Genomic DNA, 18,876 nt, shown 5'->3' with positions numbered 1-18,876 from the left:
CATCATCATCATAAAGATCGACGGTCAATCATTGCTGAAAAATGGCTAAACGTGTCACTTTGCGTTAACCCTAGCTATAAATGTACCATTCTTTCTTATTACTTTCTACCTAAATATTTTTCCATTGTTCAGGTTTCCTTTGCATTCGTCCATTAACTTTGTAAAATACAAGATGATAGAGAGAAAGGACAAAAACTCTTGCATATAAAAACAAAATCAATTCCATGGATTATCATTGGCAGCTATTTTTTATTTGGCTCAATGTGGATCTTGCTTTCAGATACCATTCTTTATCGCTTTTCTACTGATTTTATAACAAACAAAGAAATGGGACTATATAAAGGTTGGTTTTTCATCTTATTAACGTGTATTTTTCTCTATTTCCTCTTAAAGCATCTCCTCCAAAAAAACAAGGAGATGGAAAGCCAACTTCTAGAAAGTGAAGAACGATACCGACGTCTTGTTGAGTCATCCCCCTATGCGATCTGTTTACTTCGAGATGGGGAGATTACTTATACAAATCAAACTGGTCTTAACATGGCAGGTGTTCATTCACTCAGTGACCTTTATCAAAATCGCGAATCGTTAGTCGTAAACCAACACGATCAAAAGAAAATTAAAGAAATTTTGCACAGCATCCATACCAATGAAAATGAAATCCCTGAAACGATTGAATATCAGCTATTGCGCTCGAATAACGAAATAATCGACGTCGAATCAACCCTTATTCCAATCACTTTTGATCAAAAAGTTATGACCATTATTCAAACACGCGACATTACCGAACGAAAGCAAGCGGTAAAAGAACTATGGGAAGCAAAACAATTGATTCAGGCTATTATAAGTGCCTCGCCAATTGCAACACTCGCGCTGGATATGAACGCTAACATTCGTCTTTGGAACCCAGCAGCAGAAAAAATATTTGGCTGGCATAGTGATGAAGTAATTGGAAAGAAAAGTCCAATTGTCCCTCAAGGGGAAAAAGATATTACGATACCTGAAATCATTGAACATGGCCATATAGTGAATAAGGAAGTTCAGCGGATGACAAAAGACGGTTCGATCGTTTACACTGCTCTATCCACAGCTCCTATTCAAGATGAGAACGGTCAAATTAATGGGATTATGGCCGCTTTCATGGATATTACGGATAAAAAGAAAACGGAAGAAGCTCTTCTCAAAACAGAAAAATTATCGGCAGTTGGTCAGTTAGCTGCCAGCGTAGCGCATGAAATACGAAATCCGCTAACTTCCGTTAAAGGATTTATTCAGTTGCTAAACGACGATAAACCATTCGCAGAGAAAACGCCGTTTCTTTCAATTATGCTGTCAGAAATCGATCGAATGGATGCCATCATTAAAGACCTGCTCGTGTTAGCAAAACCACAAGCTTCTCATTCTACTTATTTCAAGGTGAACGAGTTGCTTTCCTACGTATTGCAGTTATTAAGTACGCAGGCAAGCCTTTACAATATTACGTTTATGAAAGATTTCACCGATGAAGACGACACGCTTTACGGTGAGGAGAATCAGCTTAAACAAGTTTTCATCAATTTAATTAAAAATGCCATTGAAGCGATGCCTGAAGGTGGTTGCGTCAGCTTAATAACAGCTGTAAAAGATGCCGAGATCGAAGTAACTTTAACGGATGAAGGTGTTGGAATACCTGCACATAAACTTAAAACGCTCGGTGAACCTTTCTATACGACCAAAGAAGAAGGCACCGGTCTTGGCCTTTTATCTAGCTTTAAAATTATCGAGAATCATCATGGAACCATCGATTTTATAAGTGAGGTTGGAATTGGAACAAAAGTAACCATACGTTTTCCTAAAAATAGTAATGGTTCTTAGTGATGGTCTTTCGAAAACCTCAAATAAAAGTAGGTCTTTTTATCTATTTTTTGTGCTTATAACCCTATGTATGCTAAAATATCATTCGTCTCTTATTCTTGAATAAGTTTGACCTGAAGGAGGAAGCAACATTGCAAAAAGCGAAACGAAATGATCCCTGTCCTTGTGGCAGCGGCAAAAAATATAAAAAATGCTGTATGACATCTGAAAGTGCACAGGATCAATTAGAAGAACAGCTATACACACAAGAACTTTACACGGTTCAAGCTCAGCTCGTTGAATACGCGATGAGCCAACATGATCAGAAAATGGTTTCTCTAGCAAATGAGTTATTTACTAGATTTGATATTCCTAAAAACCTTGAAGAAGCTTATATGCATGGGGTTTTCCCGTGGGCGATTTTCCATCAGGCAGTCAATCAGTGGAATAAAACCATCGTAAAAGAGTACATACAACTCTATTCACACACCTTCTCTACTGAGAAAGTGAAAGAAACGGTTAACGACTGGCGCGATGCTTATATGTCCATTTACACAGTGGACGAAGTATCGGGCAATACAGCTGTTGTGACAGAACTTAGCTCAAATCAACCAATCAGCATTTTATTGCATGAAGAAGTGATTCTCGAAAAAGGAGAAAGCCTAGCTGGTATTCTTCTTCCGGTTAAAAACGGTGCGATGCCATTTATCGAACTTCTTAAAATTGCCCCTGATGCCATGCAATTGGTAGAACAGAAATTAGCAACTGAAGATGCCGCTAACAACGTACGCTCTATGATGCAAAGCGACTTCCCAGAAATTCTTAGTGAAATCGTGAAGCATGGTAACGGTTCAGAAGAAACAGATGATTCGATTGACATGATTTGGTCTAGAAAAGAAGATGCAGAAGTGGCTTCTCTTTTTACTGAGCACGTTAGTGATGAATTTTCAAAAGAGCAGGTTCAAGAAATCCTTCACTTCTGGAAGGAATATATTCAAGAAGAACAGCCATCTGTCAGAAAACCTGCTATTTTTGCAGCTTCTCTTGAGTATCTTGCCTCTAAAGTCTTTGATTTATCGATTAGTCAAAGCGCCCTTGCTAAAAAATACGGAACATCTGCATCTAGTATTTCTAGTAAATACAAAGCATTTCACGAGCGATTCACCCCTGTTTTGAACTAGAATGCACTTTGCTAAAGCAGAATGAACGTTTAATAAACAAACAATCTACTTAAATGGTATGATTTAAACATGACAGAACTCTTTTACTTACACGTGTTAACTGTTCAATTTCGAGTTATATTGAGGTTAACACGTTAGGTTTATAGAGCTATCTTAAGGGAGGCAATAAAGTGACTGCTGAGACACCCACTCAAAAAGTAGGAAGCTACATTCTTGAACAGGCATCTGAGATTGCACAGAGTACATACGAAAGACAGCGTCATGATTTGGATGAAGCTGATTTTACAAATGAAACCAAATTATCTTTAACGAATACGACTTATTTAGTGAAATTGATTGGTAAAAGCCTACAGCAAAACACTACGAATGCGATGACTGCAATTGAAGAGTTTGGAGAAGAATCTGGTGAACTCGTTCAAGATGAAAATGAGATGATCATCTCGCTAATCGTTACGGTACCGCTCATTCGCGAGGCAATTTGGGAAGCCATTGAGCCCGTTGTTGAAGAGCTAAATATGAAGCCACGGGACGTTATTAAACTTCCTGGAAAAATCGATCCACTCCTTGATCAATTTGTTTATAGTTATGGTAGTACTTATATTACAAGCAATCAACAGCTTAAAACCAAGTACGACTCAACCCTTGAAGAACTATCAACTCCAATTATTCCAATTATAAAAAACCTGGCTATACTTCCGCTTGTTGGAAATATTGATACGTACCGGGCAACGCTCATCATGGAGAAAACGCTCGAGCACACGCGCAAATTACAGCTTAATCACATGATCATTGACTTATCAGGGGTTGTGACAATGGATACGATGGTTGCCAAGCACTTGTTTGATATTACAGAAGCACTCAGTCTTATGGGCGTTCAGGTTACCTTAACAGGCATCAGTCCATCGATCTCCATTTCAGCCGTTCAGTTAGGAATCGATCTTCATAAGCTAACCATTAAATCGAGTCTTCATAATGCATTAACAGACCTTGCTGTTCTTTCAAATCCAGCAACTTAATCTGCTTACACTTCGTTCACAATTCTGTCATTCTTATCAAAACTATCCCATAATGCTCATTTTTCAAATGAGGCCTGCTATACTAAAGTCAATCCAGAAAAGCTTTCTCCTCAACCCGGAAAGCTTTCCTGGAATCCAACGTATAGTAAATGAATGCATCCCTTCCCTCCCCCGGGAAACCTCCTTATTTTAGTTTGAAAAAGCAGCGGCAATGCCGCTGCTTTTTCTTTTGGCTTTTTACACAGGAAATGAAGCGTCTTTCAACGAACAAACTTCTTATAGAAAGGAGAGAGCAAATGCTTACAGTTGAAAAGCTACAAGAAAAACTCGAATCATTTCAAGATAAGGATCAAGCCGTAAAGATGGAAAAGTATATGCGAAATCAATTTCCTTTTCTCGGAGTTAAAACGCCAGAGAGAAGAAAAACAGTCATAAACGCGTTAGGCCAAACGCGGGAGCCGGATTTCCAAGTCGTTCAGCATTTAGTTGAGCAGCTATGGTTATTACCAGAACGCGAATACCAAAACGCCGCACTTGATTTACTCAGCAGGGTCAAACAGTTTCCGAAAGACGCCATTGCTCTCATTGAACAGCTAATTGTCACAAAATCTTGGTGGGATACAGTTGATAGTCTTGCGGTTCACAGTGCGGGGAAATATTTTAAGCAACACCCAGATCAACTCTACTTTATTTCAGAAAAGTGGATGACAAGCGAAAACATGTGGCTAAATCGAAGCGCTATCCTTTTTCAGATTTCGTATAAGGAAAAGACAGACTGGCCACTCTTGACACGTTCTATTCTTATTCATTCTGAATCAAAAGAGTTTTTCATCCAAAAAGCGATCGGTTGGGCTCTTAGAGAATACTCAAAAACAGCCCCTAGTACTGTAGAGAATTTTATCGAAGAAGATTCTCTAGCACCTCTGAGTAAGCGCGAAGCTAGTAAAATCATTAAGAAGAACGAACAAGAACGTCAAAAATAAAAGAATCTTTTCTAATAGATTGTTGCATTTGAATCAATTATTGAATAAAAAACCACACTTCGCGAATTGGAGCGGAAATGAACCACTTACCTAAAAGCAGCAACTACGAAAAAAGCCAAATAAAAAAACTCAACCTTTCATCAGTAAACAAGCCCATCCTTAAGCAGGATGGGCTCGATTTACATGTTATTTACCAATGAATTGCTGCGTCCAAATGTTGCCTTCTTCTACATAGCCAACACCAATGTGAGTAAAGCTACCATTCATAATGTTTTTACGGTGACCTTCACTGTTCATCCATGCATTGACTACTTCTTCAGGTGTTTGTTGCCCTTTTGCGATGTTTTCACCTGCTGATTGATAATCTACACCAAATTGATTCATCATATCAAATGGTGATCCGTAAGTCGGGCTGTTGTGGGCAAAGTAGTTATTGTCTCTCATATCTTCAGATTTTGCCTGTGCTACTTTACTAAGCTCAGTATCTACTTCAAGTGCAGGTAGACCAGCTTTTGCGCGTTCTTCATTTGTAAGGTTCACAACTTGCTGTTCAAATTCTGATAGGCCTGTCTCAGCTTCTGTTTCTTTTGTAGGTTCGGCTTGTTCAGCTTGCTTTGACTCTGAAGGGACTGCCTCAGTTTCTGCAGGCGCTGCCTTTTCTTCTACTGGTGCTTTCGCTTCAGGTGCTTCTGTCTTTTCTTCTACTGGTGCTTTCGCTTCAGGTGCTTCTGCCTTTTCTTCTACTGGTGCTTCTGCTTTAGGCGATTGTTCGGCTTGTTCAGTTGCCTTTTGAAGAAGCTGATCTAAATTAATAGAGTCGTTAATTGAGATATTATATTGTTTTTCAAAACGGTCAAGAATGGATTGAAGTTCATTTATGTTGTTGACCTGGAAAGTTTGAGCTTTTACCTCCGCATTTGCGAATTGATTTCCTTCGCTTGCAGAACTTGCTGATGGATTTGCTGCCAGCAGGGCTGCTGCCGCTGTGACACCTAGAATAATTGATTTTTTCAATGTGATTCCTCCCTGATTGGTGAAATTTCTTACATGATGAGAATATCACAAGATTGCTAGTCTAAAAGACCGTAATAACTTCCTTTACCGGTAATCCATACCAGAGACATTTTTCGGTTAAGAGGTAGAACCTGCCTTATAAAACCTTTCATATCAAGACTTAGAAGCCACTACTTTAAAGTAAACACGTTTTTGCAGAATGGTAATCATTCCACATTTTAGGGAAAGAAGAACCATTAACGTTTTGTTTCAAGTATTTCAAAAACGTAACAAAAAGAGGAAGAGCATAATGCCCTTCCTCTTTTCTTACTTCGTCGGTCTTACATCTTGAAACGGATACCAGACAACTTCGGCCTTTCCGACAACTTCTTCAAGTTCTATTTTTCCAAGTCCATTCCGACTATCCATGCTTCTTAACCGATTATCCCCCATGACAAATAGCTGACCTTCAGGAACTTCAACAGGTCCAAAATCTTCTGTTAACCTCATTCCCATCGTATTCGCATCATCTCGGTTAGCATCCAGGTAGGGCTCTTTTAACTCGGTTTCATTTACGTAAAGCTTATCTTGCTTCATTTCAACGATGTCTCCTGGTAACCCAATTACGCGCTTAACATAATGCTTCTTTACATCTTCATCCTTAATAATAATGATGTCTCCTCGTTCAGGATTCTCCTGAACATATGAAATAAACTTATTAACAAGGAGGCGATCGCCATCATGTAGCGTAGGGTCCATGGAAGCCCCTTCCACAATGTACGGCGCCATTACAAACATTTTAATGACAAATGCCAGAATAATAGCGAATAATAGCGGTGCTCCCCAATCTTTCAACCAATTTGGTTCTCCATCACTCTTCATATGCCCCTCCATAAAAGAACTTTCTACGTTTAGTCTAGCATAATTTTCCTACAATGTTCCATCCTAACGCCACGGTCCATTTAACTATTTTTAGCTAAAAAAAAGATGGAGATGTTGAAATCAGTCTAATCGTCTTTAAATTCATTATTCAAGAGGTTTTACGAAACTATAATGAGGGAATTAACAGAAATGGACAAAAGGGGGATGTATATGAGTCAAATAAAAGCTTTTGTATTTGATGCCTACGGAACGTTATTTGATGTTTTTTCTGTGACTAAAAAATGCGAAGAACTTTATCCCAATAAAGGTGATCAAATCAGTCAAACGTGGCGAAAGAAGCAGCTTGAGTACAGCTACTTACGTCAAATGATGGGGAACTACCAGCCATTTGCACAAGTGACACGCGATGCTCTCCGTTACGCTGTAGAGGAAGCAAGTGCAGAGCTTACTCCTGATAACGAAGAAGTCCTGTTTGAAGCTTACCAGCAACTTTCTGTGTATGAAGAAGTGCCACAAGTATTAAAGGACCTGAAAGCGGAAGGCATCACGCTTGCCATTTTCTCGAACGGGTCTCACGATATGCTTGATCCTCTTGTTAAGCAGTCACCTCTTGCTGAGTACCTGGATTATGTTATCAGTGCGGATGATATTAAACAGTTTAAACCTACACCTGCCTCTTATACCCATGCGCTGAACTTTCTTGAATTAAGTCGAGAAAATATTCTCTTTATGTCCTCAAATGGATGGGATATTTCAGGTGCCAAGAATTTTGGGTTCCATACTGCGTGGATTAATCGTAACAACTTGCCCGTTGAACAGCTTAATCTTCTTCCTGATTCTATTTATGAGGACTTAAGTCATCTTACAAATTGGGTTAAGTAGCACAATATAAAAACATTCTCAAACAAAACCTGGACTATCGTTCAGGTTTTGTTTGAGAATAACACGTTTTTGAACTGAAGTATCGTCTATGACGTTCTTTTTGAAGAACCATACTATATACCTAGCTTCGATCACTTTTTTTACCAATATAGGCCCATTGACCACTGCACAGCTTAGTCGTATAATCAACACATTACAGCGTATGCTCATTAAATACTAATGGAAAGTAGCCAGGTGTTTGAATTATGATAAAGGTCGATTATTTGCTTCAAAATGAAATCATTCGCTATCAGGAACAACTTCGTCACTTTCGTATTTCTCTTCTAAAGCTCCCTGCTAAAATGCCTAGTGAGGACAAAGTTCGGACCCTGTGTAAAGAAGCAGCCTGGAAAATTGCAGCAACCGAAACGCTTGTTGTAAAAATATTCAAATCAAAGAAACTACCTTATCGCGAACTTTCTAAACAGTTTTTCTTCAACATAGAGATCCTAAAACAGCATAGCCAGTATATTTTAGCTCTCTTTCTTCTTAAACACGGAGATTATCAATGTCTTCATACTCACCTTACCTGCCTCGATTAAAGCCTCAGAGGAAATATTCCTCTGAGGCTTTAATCGTTTTAAGAAGATGGTAAAATGGCTCTTAGCGCTTGATGAAGATGAGCGTAAGTATTTACGTTTGTAAAATCAATACCAAGCTGAACGGCAGTTTGAGCAATTTCAGGTCGAATGCCAGTTAAAATGGATTCCACGCCGGAAAGCTCAAGCATTTTAATGAGTTGAAAGATTTCATTTGCTACCATCGTGTCCATGATCGGGACGCCGGATAGATCAATCACAAGATAGGATAATTGAAGTTCTGAGCTTCGTTCGATACCTTTTCGTTGAATAAGTGATGCGCGATAAGTATCAATTGTTCCGATAAGAGGCAATACGCCAATATCTTCTGCGATCGGAATGATAGGAACACTTAGTTCGGTAATTTTTGTCTGCTGTGCCGCAATTTGCTCTTCATTTAGTTGATTCGTATAGACAGTTACTTTATGCAGTAGCAAATCAAACGATTTGTTCATGTAACTGCCCCACCCTGCTAGTCGGCTCGCTTCTAAATGTTCTTGCTCCGAACTAAATTCCACCATGACGTCCCAGAGTATTTGTCTAAGGTATGTTAGGCTAGCGACAGATTGCTGCAAAGAAAACGTGTGACTCGAAAAAATCTCAACAATCCTTCCTGCCCATTCCTGTACATCTCGAGTATTTGATTTTTGAAAAATCATCTGCTTAACAAAATCAGAACAGAACAAAATAATTTCCTTTTTTAATTCTGGTACTTTAAGAACGGCTGTATCTGTTGCTTCTTTTTCATCGACAAGAATTTGAAGCCTTTTTGTCCATTTCTCTCCAATTTCTTCAAGACGCTCGTGAAAGTACTCGACATACATTGCTTCAACTTTATCCATTGTTATGTCTCTCCTAATCATCATCGTTAATTCATTGTTTCCCGAAAATGGGGGAATGTACACATGTCCAGAGTTGGTAAAAACATTTGGTTTACTGAAATAGATGACTGTTCAGAAATTTGCCATCTTAAAGCATTATACAGGAAAAATGAAGGCCCTTTTCTCAAAGGACCTTCATTTGTAGTTTCTATTCGCTTTTCGGTTTCTTTCTAAATTTCATGAAGAATTCATAAACAACAGGGACGATGATAAGCGTTAAGAGAGTTGAGCTTGTTAGTCCTCCAATAACAGTTACACCAAGTCCTTTAGAAATAAGCGCTCCACCTTCTAAACCAAACGCAAGCGGCGCTAGAGCACCAATCGTTGCAAGAGCTGTCATTAAGATCGGACGAAGACGCGTACCAGCGGCTTCTATTAAAGCTTCTCTAGTCGTGAACCCTTCTTTTTCTTTATGAATGACGCGGTCAATTAATACAATCGCATTTGTTACAACAATACCAATTAGCATTAGCATCCCTATTAGCGATGAAATACTTATCGTTTCACCAGCAATTAATAATCCAACGAGTCCGCCAATAACGGTAAATGGTAGTGAGAACAAAATGGCGAGCGGAGCAAGACCGCCTCCGAATGTAATGACAAGAACAAGATAAACAATGGCAATCGCAGCTAGCATGGCTAAACCAAGCTGAGTGAATGATTCATTGATATCTTGAGTGACACCACCAAGAGTGACTTCTGAAGAATCAGGTAAATCCATTTCATCAATGGATTCCTGTACATCTGCCGAAACTTGCCCAATGTTATCATCGAGTACTTCAGCTGTTACGTTCGCGTACACTTTGCCATCGCGACGTGTGATTGTATTTGATGATTGACCTTCTTCAATTGTGGTGACTTCACTAAGAGGTACTTCTATACCTAATGGTGACTGAATCGTCGTTTCTTCTAAATCACTTTTATCTTCAAACGTCTTTTCATTTACTTGGAGAACAACATTCAATGCTTCTCCATCTTTTTCAACAGTTGTAAGAACAGGCGCTTCCCCAGTATTACGAAGCTCCATTCCGATTTGACCAGCTGTTAAACCAAATTCACTTAGCTTTTCAGCGTTCGCTACAATTGTAAATTGATCATAGGACTCTGAAATACTTGAACTAATATTCGAAAGGTTGTCTTCTTTCTCAAGCTCAGCTGTCACATCTTCTACAACCGGACCAAGATCACTCATATTTTCTTCATTTACTACGAGTGTAATTTGGTTGCTTCCACCAGAAGCTGAGATATCCTGATAACCCCATTCACCTTTTTCACTCAGTTGCTTCAAATCTTCGAGAACCAGTTTACGTTCATCTTCGAATCCTTCTGTCTCTTCATCATAACTAACAAAGAAAAGAACTTGATTACTAGCTCCTGGATTCATTGGATTTTCTCCACCAACGGAGTATTGAATGGTATCCACATCTTCTTTATCTAAGAAGTAGTCTTCGGCATCAAGAGCAAGGTTATTAATATTTTCAGTTGTTTCACCAGGCTCTGGATTATATGTTGCTACGATCATCTTCTCTTGATCAGAAGGCAAGAAGCTGACGCCTACAATCGGAGCAAGGAATAAACTTCCCACTAAAACAAGTATACTCGCACCGAACGTGATCAGTTTATGATTTAACGTCCAATTTAATATTTTTTTGTATTGATGAGCAAGACGGCCGTTGCCCTCTTCTTTGTGCTCAGGTTCCTTCCCTTTTTTCACTAGCCCTTTCTTAAAGAGAGAGTGAGCCATCGCTGGCACAATTGTAATCGCAACAAGTAAAGAAGCTAATAACGCAAATACAATGGTTAAGGCAAAAGGTAAGAATAGTTCGCCAACCGGGCCTTGAACGAGACCTAGTGGTAAAAAGACGGCGATTGTTACAATTGTCGAAGACATAATTGGAAGGAACATTTCTTTTGTCGCTTCCGTAATGAGTTCTTTCCCTTTCAACTGTTCGCCTTTGATCGCCATACGTCGATAAATGTTTTCAATAACGACAATCGAGTCATCAACCACACGACCAATCGCAACAGTCATCGCACCTAACGTCATGATATTTAACGTAATGTCTAACTGGTTCAACACCAATAAAGCAATTAGCAAGCTTAATGGTATGGAAATTACGGAAATTAACGTAGATCGTATGTTACGCAAGAATAATAAAATAATGAGAACGGCAAAAATAGCACCGATAATCGCCTTGTTCAGCATTGTGCTAACTGATTCTTCGATCGGCTCACCCTGATCGAATATAGTGACAATACTCATCTCATTGTTCTCATCCTCAAGTGATGCAATTTCGTCTTTCACACCGTTCACAACATCAACCGTGTTTGCATCTGCACTCTTTGTTACTTGAATCCCAATTGATTCTTTCCCGTTCGTACGGGAAATCGATTCCGCTTCACCAACTAATTCAATATCTGCGATTTCTTGAAGCTGAACGGTTGGTATTTTCGGTTGCCCTTCACTAGCTCCTGCTTGAGATGCAGAAGGATCTTGTGCTGCGGCTGCCGGAGGTGCTTGATCTGCTCCTGCGGAAGGCGCTTGATCTGCTCCTGCTTGACTTTGCTGTGGCATAGCTGGTATTTCTAGTTCTTTTAAATCTTCTAATGAAGAAACATTGCCATCCACGACAACAGCTTTTTGGTTATCTTCAAAGTTATATAAACCAAGAGGGATATTGACAGAAGAACCTTTAATCAGATTCTTAACGGTTTCTTCATCTAGCCCCAACTCTTTCATCTTATCTTCTTTAAACGAAAAAGAAATTTCTTCCACTTCCTGGCCGGCAATCGAAACAGATGAAACCCCTTCGACCCCTTCAATGGCAGGCAGGACATCTTCTTCGACACGCTGGGTTAACTCTGTGAGTGAACGATCATCTTCAGAAACACTTAGCGACATGACCGGAAATGCATTAAAACTTAATCGAGAAACATTCGGGTCCTGTACTTCATCAGGTAATGAAAGTGACTGCAAAGTTTCTCGTACTTCATCCTCAGCCTCATCCATGTTTTTACTAAAGTTATATTCAATTTGAACATTCGATGCATTTTCGAATGAAGAAGAACTTACGACATTTACTCCCGAAAGACTTTCTACTTTATTTTCAATCGGTTCTGATACTTTCTCAGACACTTCTTCAGGTGTTGCTCCCGGGTAAACAGTTGTGACTGATACTAATGGGGTATTAATATTCGGGATTGTCTCCATTTTCATATTAAAACCTGAGTACAATCCAGCAACTGTGATAATAATCGTTAACAGCCAAACTGCAAACTTATTATTTAACGAAAATTGAATCAGCTTTCTCAAGCAACTTCCACTCCTTTTCTCCACTTTTATGACTGACTGGTCATTACATGATCACTATACTGAATAAACCGATATAATTCAAGATATATTGTTTACTATATAGAGATTATTACTCAATTAAAGTAGGATTAGGAAAAAAACTTTGAACATGATATAATGTTCATGACCAATTGGTCAGTAAAAGCCGGTCAGTTTATTTCTGACGAACAGAGGTGGAAGATGAACGAAAAAAAGAAACACATCCTTGAAACGGCCATGCAACTTTTTGCTCGAAAAGGATTCCATTCAACATCGATACAGGAAATCGCCAATGAAAGTGGAATTTCTAAAGGAGCCGTTTACCTTCATTTTCAATCAAAAGATGACGTACTGTACTCCATCTTTTCTTATTATTATGAGATATTAAAAAAGAAACTATCTGATGCAAAACTAGATTCATTTACCCCAGAAGAACGTCTTGAAAAGCTGCTGTATGTGCAAGCTCGAGAAATCGTGCAGCATAAAGAGTTTATTATTATGCAATTCAGGGAACAAGCTATTTCGATGAACAAAGAAATCGATGAACTGATTTTGAAGATCAGAATGGAGTCCCTTCAGACGCTTGCAAGTAGTATCCAGGACTTATATGGCGAGCGCATTACCCCTATTTTGCCAGATTGCGTCTTGCTTCTTGATGGTATGTTCTCCTCTTACATCAAGTTAATTGTCCTGCAGAATGCGGATTTTGACTTAGAAGAGCTTCCTCGTTTCATTCTAAAGCGGTTAAATGACATGGTATATGGCATGATCGAAAGCAATGCTGAGCCTTTTCTAACCATGAAGCAAGCTTCCGTCATTTTTGAAAAAAGCAGTCAATCGGAAGCATGCCAAAAACAGTCGCCATCCTCTATCTTAACGAACATGCTTTCGACTATTAAAACGATGAGGTTAGAAGAAAACAAAAGGAAAGAGCTACTTGAAACGGTTCATTTTCTCATGAAAGAAGTGAATGAGCCAAATCCACGGCGCTTTATTTTTAAAGGGATGCTACACCAATTTGAAGGATTCACAGAACTTAATTCATATAAGACTGCCCTCGTTAACTCACTGAACCTTGATCAGTAATTAGAAACTAGTGGAGGTGGAAGATGGTGAAAGAGCCGCTCCTGACAAAAGAAGAGTTAAGACGCATTGTACGCGAACTTCAATTAAAAGGAATTAATGCACAGCTTTGCTACCGAAAAGCATAAGTCTTCTCCCGCAAAAACGATCTTACTTTAGATCGTTTTTTATTTTGTTCTGATTCAGAACGGGATAATAATTGGAACCATATCAACAGTTAAGCGTCATTTAACCCTACTAAACTTATAATCTCCTTGAATGGAATAACACGTATCCTACCTGCCCGTATTGCCATACTTGCAAATCACGTATATGACACTTTCCTTCCATTCCCGTATCGTCATCTTTACCGACGGAATACAGGAGGGTGCACCCTCTCTTGGGAGACTCGTTTTGTGCAAGATATCTCATTCGAAAAAATAGTTGAAGATTACTCACCACTAGTGAAGAGTCAAATCTATAAATTAAACCTTACAAACGATCCCATATATGAACAAGCGGCAATGATTGCGCTATGGGAATGCGTTCAGAATTATCAGGATTCAAAAGGAAGCTTCTCTGCATATGCTTATTTAAAAGTGCGCGGAAAATTACTTGATGAAAGAAGAAAAGAATTACGCGCGTCTAAAGAAGCATCGCATGCTGATTGGAATGACTATGAAGAAACGTTCTTCACGCCTCAGAACAGCGTAACGCTTAACATTGACTTAAGTAGCCTTACAATGAAACAAAAAAAATGGGTTGAACAGGTTATCATAGAGGGAAAATCACTTAAAAGTGTTGCAACTGCTGAAGGTGTCAGCGTAGAAGCAGTTAAATCGTGGAGAAAAAGTGCCATAACGAAATTACGGAAACAATTTAATACCTAAAAAAAGAAAACACTCCTCAGAGTGTTTTCTACTTTTATTAGCGGTTGTATTTCTTTTTGAACTTTTCAACACGACCACCAGCATCGTTAAAGCGCTGCTGACCAGTGTAGAATGGATGAGATTCAGAACTAATATCAACTTTGATTAGTGGATATTCGCTACCGTCTTCCCACTCAATTGTTTCGTTAGATCCCATTGTAGAACCAGTTAGAAACTTAAAACCAGTACTAACGTCTAAAAATACAACTTGCTGGTATTTTGGATGGATTCCTTCCTTCATTGCTAGACCTCCTTTATCAATCAAATCATCATTTACGTTAAATGAATGGTATAGAAATAAACAGAGGTTTGGACCCGCAAATCTTTGGGCACCAAAACCCGTCCTTTCTAGTATATAATTTTTGCGCCATTTGTTCAAACATTGTATGAAAGTTTTTTTAGAAATTTAATGCTCATTATGTATAACATGCACATATAGTAGGTAATAAGTCCTTATTTTACAGAAAATAAAGAAATTTTAAACATCATTCGAACGATTTTTAGGGAAAAGCATTGACGAAAACGAGTATGATTTGTCATGATTGGTGTATAAATCGAATTTTGAGGAGGATGTTGAGATGAACGATGCGAGTCATGAGGAGATCCTACTAATTCAACAAATCCGTGATTGTATTTCTGAATTCCAAAACGATTATCCACCAGTCGTCAAGGAAGCCCTTTTCCATTCGATTCAGACGCTAACTTCTCAACTGGTTGACGGAGGTCAAACGTTGATAAGAAGTTAGTAAATCATCTAACTCTTGACTACACTGTAATGTTTCTTTATGTGAAATGCCTTTTGCAGTGCCAATCTCGATCATTTCCTCTTGCTTACGCTTAATCCAATGGAGCAATTCTTCTTTTGCATCCTGCTTTACATATAACAAGGCTCGCCACCCCTCCCCAACTTATATAAGTACAAGCTCTATTATCCAAACTATTCTGTGCCTTGTGAAGGCTTTCGGCAAAACTAGACAAAATCATTGGTTATCTTTCTTAACGCGTTCTTTACAGTATTCGAACATTCCCTTATTATAAGTCCATTCACCTAAAAAAATAACAGCTTCTTGTAAGAAGCTGTTAAGAACTAACCTTCGTTTTTACCGGCTGCAAGGATTCCCTTGTGATGGAAAGGTAATAATAAAACAATTCCGTTTGCGAACACTCATATAACTGTTTACTCTTTACTTTGTATATCCCTCGATCTAAAAGAAGAACGATCAGTTCATCCTTCGATCGATAAGAAATTTCTTTTTTCATGATTTTCCTCCATGACTCTATTCAACTTCTGACATGCCATCTTCGTAATAATCAAGCGTTAACTTGCCATCAGAGTGAAGCTGTCCAAGAAAAACATCGTCTATTTGTACGTGTTTATCTGACAAGATCTTTTTAAGCCATGCTTCATTATGGCCTTCTTCTGTTAACACTTCTTTTATTATCTTGCCATCCATAATAAGCGTTTTTGGTTCTTTATCACGAGGGAGATGTAGCCAAAGTTCAGCAGGCTTAATCGCTCGATAGTCACGTTTTAATAAAACGCTAAGCTCTCCATCTGCTTCAAGCAACGCAAACTCGACTTCATTTGCGGAAAAAACACTTTTTTTACGAAGCATTTCCAGCAATTCATCTGTGGTAAAGCGCTCTTTCTTCAAATTTTCTTCAAGGATCTTTCCATCTTTTATAAATACTCTCGCTTTTCCCTCTACAAAATCTCTCACTTTTTTATTTTTCATTGAAATATAACTTAAGAATACAGACATAAGTGTCCAAATGAGAATGCTTGTCACACCGTGAAGTAAGCTCACTTCCACATCCATTGATAAACTGCCTGCTATATCACCGATAATAATGCCTACAATATATTCAAAATAAGATAGCTTTGATAATTGTTTTTTTCCAAGAAGTTTTGTAATGATAAAAAGTCCAATTAATATGAACAGCGATCTAAGAATAACTTCTATCCAGTCCACCATACTCGTATTCCCCTTTATCTTGACGTAAAACCACTTATTTTTTCCATATTATAGTAGTTTGCCCGTTTTCTAAATGTTTATCCTTTTTATTACGCTTGCAATTTCATTCGTACATTCGTTATCTATACACAGTTCCATAGATACGGTAAGATGAAAAAAGCAAACGAACTTCTGGTGAATTAGAAAGGAAGATACGATGCTTCTTAAAGCAAAAGAACAGCTGAAACACCATTTTGGATACGATGAATTTCGAGGTGGGCAGGAAGAGATCATTTCGAGTGTTCTATCTCAAAATAATACGCTAGGTATTATGCCTACTGGCGGTGGTAAATCGATCTGCTATCAGATCCCGGCTCTTATATCAGAGGGACTAACGATCGTCATCTCTCCGCTTATTTCATTGATGAAAGATCAGGTTGATGCACTTGCAAGTTACGGTATCGAAGCCGCTTATATTAACAGCTCTCTAACAGAAACCGAAATAAGAGAACGAATGATGGAAGCAGAAAATGGAGAATTAAAGTTACTCTATGTTGCTCCGGAGCGTCTAGAAGCACCTACTTTTCAACGTTTATTGCAGCGAACGACCATTTCTCTCATTGCAGTCGATGAAGCGCACTGTATCTCTCAATGGGGACATGATTTCAGACCTAGCTATATGAAAATAAGCCAAATGATCCATCGTTTTGAAGATCAGCCGCCTGTCATTGCTTTAACGGCTACAGCGACACCTGAAGTCATTCAAGATATTCAGAGACTTCTAACGATCGCTCCAGAACAAACGTTTATTTCTGGTTTTGCACGAGAAAACTTACATTTCTCAGTTATTAAAGGAGAAAAGAAAAAGTCTTTTATCGACAAATATCTTAGTCAAAACAGTGCGGAATCCGGAATTATCTACACTGCGACCCGAAAAGAAGCGGACCAGCTATACAATTCGCTTCTAAAACAAGGGATCAAAGTAGGTAAGTATCATGCGGGGATGACAGAGAACGAGCGCAAAGCCGCTCAGGAAGCTTTTTTGTTCGATAATCTATCGGTTATGGTAGCGACCAATGCATTTGGAATGGGAATTGATAAATCCAACGTTCGATTTGTGATTCATCATAATCTTCCAAAGAATATGGAATCTTACTATCAGGAAGCTGGCCGTGCCGGTCGTGATGGAGAAGAAAGTGATTGTTTTGTTCTCTTCTCACCTGGCGATATTCATGTCCAGAAATTTCTAATTGAGCAAAATCAGCATGAGCCAGAAAGAAAATCAGCTGATCTCTCCAAATTAAAAGCTATGGTTGATTATTGTCATACTGAAAAATGCCTTCAAGGAACGATCCTTCACTATTTTGGTGATGACCGACCAGGCTACAGATGTGGCAAATGTAGCAATTGTATTGATGATCGAGAAGCTGTCGAAATTACACGTGAAGCACAAATGATTTTTTCTACCATTAAACGAGTGAACGAACGATTTGGGAAAACAATGATTGCCCAAATCCTAAAAGGATCAAAGTCGAAGCGAATAAATGAGCTCAGCCTAAACAGCGTTTCCACGTTTGGTTTATTAAAGCACCTTACACAACAAGAAATTGTTGATATGATTGACTTTCTAACAGCAGAACAGTACCTCCTTTTAACAGAAAGCAAATACCCAACATTAATCCTCCAAGAAAAAACGCTACCTGTTTTAAAAGGACAAGAAACGATCTTCAAGAAAGTTGCTCGTAAGCCTGTTTCAATCGAGGAAGATGATCAGCTCTTTACACAGCTAAGAACCTTACGAAAGCAGATTGCGGATCGAGACAACGTTCCGCCATACGTTGTTTTTGCCGACAGTACATTGCGAGAAATGAGTGCGAACATGCCGTCTTCCCGTGAAGAAATGCTTCAAATTAAAGGTGTGGGAGAGATGAAGTTTGATAAATACGGCGAGGCCTTTTTAGAACTTTTGCTTTCCGCTAAATCAATGCAAGCTTCCTCTGAAGATGCAAGTCATAGAGCTTCACTTAAGTTATTTGAGGAGGGCAAAGACATTTTAAACATTGCTGCTGCTCGATCGTTAAGCCCTACTACAGTAGAAAGCCACTTGCTGAAAAGCTTGGAAGAAGGATTGTTTCAAGACACAACTCGACTGCTTGATGAGGAAACAAAAAATGCGATTTTAGAAAAAGCTAAATCAGTTGGATTTGATAAATTAAAGCCAATAAAAGAAGCTCTTCCTGAATCATTCACTTACTTTCAAATAAAAGTCGCTTTAACAAAAAATCGTCTCACTTAAAAAAATAACAGCAAAGAAAGAGGATGGGCTCATCCTCT

The 18,876-nt window shown here is 38.7% G+C and carries 18 protein-coding genes; 10 read left to right on the top strand and 8 right to left on the bottom strand.

Features of this window, described 5'->3' with window-relative positions; all coding sequences use genetic code 11:
- The first annotated feature begins 198 nt into the window (after window positions 1–198).
- From ATG70_RS03545 to ATG70_RS03530, 4 genes are all read left to right on the top strand, one after another.
- Entirely contained in the window at window positions 199–1,851 is a 1,653-nt protein-coding gene (locus tag ATG70_RS03545) for a PAS domain S-box protein (RefSeq protein ID WP_098442992.1), read from the top strand.
- A gap of 131 nt (window positions 1,852–1,982) precedes the next feature.
- Complete coding sequence (locus ATG70_RS03540; protein WP_179886173.1) at window positions 1,983–3,011, top strand: SEC-C metal-binding domain-containing protein; 1,029 nt, start codon at window positions 1,983–1,985, stop codon at window positions 3,009–3,011.
- A gap of 170 nt (window positions 3,012–3,181) precedes the next feature.
- Window positions 3,182–4,027, top strand: a complete 846-nt coding sequence (locus ATG70_RS03535) for an STAS domain-containing protein (protein ID WP_098442990.1) — start codon at window positions 3,182–3,184, stop codon at window positions 4,025–4,027.
- Window positions 4,028–4,323: 296 nt separating this feature from the next.
- Complete coding sequence (locus ATG70_RS03530; protein ID WP_098442989.1) at window positions 4,324–5,010, top strand: DNA alkylation repair protein; 687 nt, start codon at window positions 4,324–4,326, stop codon at window positions 5,008–5,010.
- A gap of 186 nt (window positions 5,011–5,196) precedes the next feature.
- On the opposite strand, the gene ATG70_RS03525 is transcribed toward ATG70_RS03530, so the two are convergent.
- Both ATG70_RS03525 and lepB read right to left on the bottom strand, forming a co-directional pair.
- Window positions 5,197–6,024, bottom strand: coding sequence for a CAP domain-containing protein (locus ATG70_RS03525; protein ID WP_098442988.1), 828 nt, complete (start codon window positions 6,022–6,024; stop codon window positions 5,197–5,199).
- Window positions 6,025–6,330: 306 nt separating this feature from the next.
- Complete coding sequence (lepB, locus tag ATG70_RS03520) at window positions 6,331–6,885, bottom strand: signal peptidase I (protein WP_098442987.1); 555 nt, start codon at window positions 6,883–6,885, stop codon at window positions 6,331–6,333.
- Window positions 6,886–7,095: 210 nt separating this feature from the next.
- Between lepB and ATG70_RS03515 the strand changes: the two genes are divergently transcribed.
- Window positions 7,096–7,767, top strand: a complete 672-nt coding sequence (locus ATG70_RS03515) for a haloacid dehalogenase type II (protein WP_098442986.1) — start codon at window positions 7,096–7,098, stop codon at window positions 7,765–7,767.
- A 245-nt stretch (window positions 7,768–8,012) separates the two neighbouring features.
- Window positions 8,013–8,348, top strand: a complete 336-nt coding sequence (locus ATG70_RS03510; RefSeq protein ID WP_098442985.1) for a hypothetical protein — start codon at window positions 8,013–8,015, stop codon at window positions 8,346–8,348.
- A 38-nt stretch (window positions 8,349–8,386) separates the two neighbouring features.
- Here the strand turns inward: ATG70_RS03510 and ATG70_RS03505 are convergent, their stop codons facing one another.
- Both ATG70_RS03505 and ATG70_RS03500 read right to left on the bottom strand, forming a co-directional pair.
- A complete protein-coding gene (locus ATG70_RS03505; protein ID WP_179886172.1) occupies window positions 8,387–9,226 on the bottom strand; it encodes an STAS domain-containing protein in 840 nt (279 codons plus the stop codon).
- 187 nt (window positions 9,227–9,413) lie between these two features.
- Window positions 9,414–12,578 (bottom strand): efflux RND transporter permease subunit, encoded by a 3,165-nt coding sequence (locus tag ATG70_RS03500; RefSeq protein WP_098442983.1) that lies wholly within the window; start codon window positions 12,576–12,578, stop codon window positions 9,414–9,416.
- A gap of 162 nt (window positions 12,579–12,740) precedes the next feature.
- On the opposite strand from ATG70_RS03500, the gene ATG70_RS03495 reads away from it, so the two are divergent.
- On the top strand, window positions 12,741–13,682 hold the full coding sequence (locus ATG70_RS03495; protein WP_179886171.1) for a TetR/AcrR family transcriptional regulator: 942 nt from the start codon (window positions 12,741–12,743) through the stop codon (window positions 13,680–13,682).
- 392 nt (window positions 13,683–14,074) lie between these two features.
- On the top strand, window positions 14,075–14,548 hold the full coding sequence (locus ATG70_RS03490) for a sigma-70 family RNA polymerase sigma factor (RefSeq protein WP_179886170.1): 474 nt from the start codon (window positions 14,075–14,077) through the stop codon (window positions 14,546–14,548).
- 37 nt (window positions 14,549–14,585) lie between these two features.
- Here the strand turns inward: ATG70_RS03490 and ATG70_RS03485 are convergent, their stop codons facing one another.
- Complete coding sequence (locus tag ATG70_RS03485) at window positions 14,586–14,828, bottom strand: type B 50S ribosomal protein L31 (protein ID WP_048310190.1); 243 nt, start codon at window positions 14,826–14,828, stop codon at window positions 14,586–14,588.
- 337 nt (window positions 14,829–15,165) lie between these two features.
- Between ATG70_RS03485 and ATG70_RS22320 the strand changes: the two genes are divergently transcribed.
- Window positions 15,166–15,333, top strand: a complete 168-nt coding sequence (locus tag ATG70_RS22320; RefSeq protein ID WP_165994974.1) for a hypothetical protein — start codon at window positions 15,166–15,168, stop codon at window positions 15,331–15,333.
- Here ATG70_RS22320 and ATG70_RS03480 read toward each other — a convergent pair.
- From ATG70_RS03480 to ATG70_RS03470, 3 genes are all read right to left on the bottom strand, one after another.
- Window positions 15,286–15,408 carry an aspartyl-phosphate phosphatase Spo0E family protein gene (locus ATG70_RS03480; protein WP_098445703.1) on the bottom strand — a complete coding sequence of 41 codons (123 nt, stop codon included), beginning with the start codon at window positions 15,406–15,408 and terminating at the stop codon, window positions 15,286–15,288. The genes ATG70_RS22320 and ATG70_RS03480 overlap by 48 nt on opposite strands.
- A gap of 259 nt (window positions 15,409–15,667) precedes the next feature.
- Complete coding sequence (fbpA, locus tag ATG70_RS03475; RefSeq protein ID WP_098442980.1) at window positions 15,668–15,847, bottom strand: Fur-regulated basic protein FbpA; 180 nt, start codon at window positions 15,845–15,847, stop codon at window positions 15,668–15,670.
- Window positions 15,848–15,864: 17 nt separating this feature from the next.
- A complete protein-coding gene (locus ATG70_RS03470) occupies window positions 15,865–16,563 on the bottom strand; it encodes a DUF421 domain-containing protein (RefSeq protein WP_098442979.1) in 699 nt (232 codons plus the stop codon).
- Between the two features lie 196 nt (window positions 16,564–16,759).
- Between ATG70_RS03470 and recQ the strand changes: the two genes are divergently transcribed.
- Window positions 16,760–18,838 (top strand): DNA helicase RecQ, encoded by a 2,079-nt coding sequence (recQ, locus tag ATG70_RS03465; RefSeq protein WP_098442978.1) that lies wholly within the window; start codon window positions 16,760–16,762, stop codon window positions 18,836–18,838.
- Window positions 18,839–18,876: the final 38 nt, after the last annotated feature.

The sequence above is a fragment of the Bacillus sp. es.036 genome, from assembly GCF_002563635.1.
In the GTDB taxonomy this organism is placed as follows: domain Bacteria; phylum Bacillota; class Bacilli; order Bacillales; family Guptibacillaceae; genus Guptibacillus.
Note: the sequence above shows the minus strand (reverse complement) of the source record. Positions and strands in the feature narration are given on the sequence as shown.

Coding starts and splice junctions, on each gene's coding strand:
- ATG70_RS03505 (WP_179886172.1), bottom strand. CDS start 9,226: ATGGATAAAGTTGAAGCAATGTATGTCGAGTACTTTCACGAGCGTCTT.
- lepB (WP_098442987.1), bottom strand. CDS start 6,885: ATGAAGAGTGATGGAGAACCAAATTGGTTGAAAGATTGGGGAGCACCG.
- ATG70_RS03495 (WP_179886171.1), top strand. CDS start 12,741: ATGACCAATTGGTCAGTAAAAGCCGGTCAGTTTATTTCTGACGAACAG.
- fbpA (WP_098442980.1), bottom strand. CDS start 15,847: ATGAAAAAAGAAATTTCTTATCGATCGAAGGATGAACTGATCGTTCTT.
- ATG70_RS03510 (WP_098442985.1), top strand. CDS start 8,013: ATGATAAAGGTCGATTATTTGCTTCAAAATGAAATCATTCGCTATCAG.
- ATG70_RS03485 (WP_048310190.1), bottom strand. CDS start 14,828: ATGAAGGAAGGAATCCATCCAAAATACCAGCAAGTTGTATTTTTAGAC.
- ATG70_RS03515 (WP_098442986.1), top strand. CDS start 7,096: ATGAGTCAAATAAAAGCTTTTGTATTTGATGCCTACGGAACGTTATTT.
- ATG70_RS22320 (WP_165994974.1), top strand. CDS start 15,166: ATGAACGATGCGAGTCATGAGGAGATCCTACTAATTCAACAAATCCGT.
- recQ (WP_098442978.1), top strand. CDS start 16,760: ATGCTTCTTAAAGCAAAAGAACAGCTGAAACACCATTTTGGATACGAT.
- ATG70_RS03530 (WP_098442989.1), top strand. CDS start 4,324: ATGCTTACAGTTGAAAAGCTACAAGAAAAACTCGAATCATTTCAAGAT.
- ATG70_RS03470 (WP_098442979.1), bottom strand. CDS start 16,563: ATGGTGGACTGGATAGAAGTTATTCTTAGATCGCTGTTCATATTAATT.
- ATG70_RS03480 (WP_098445703.1), bottom strand. CDS start 15,408: ATGATCGAGATTGGCACTGCAAAAGGCATTTCACATAAAGAAACATTA.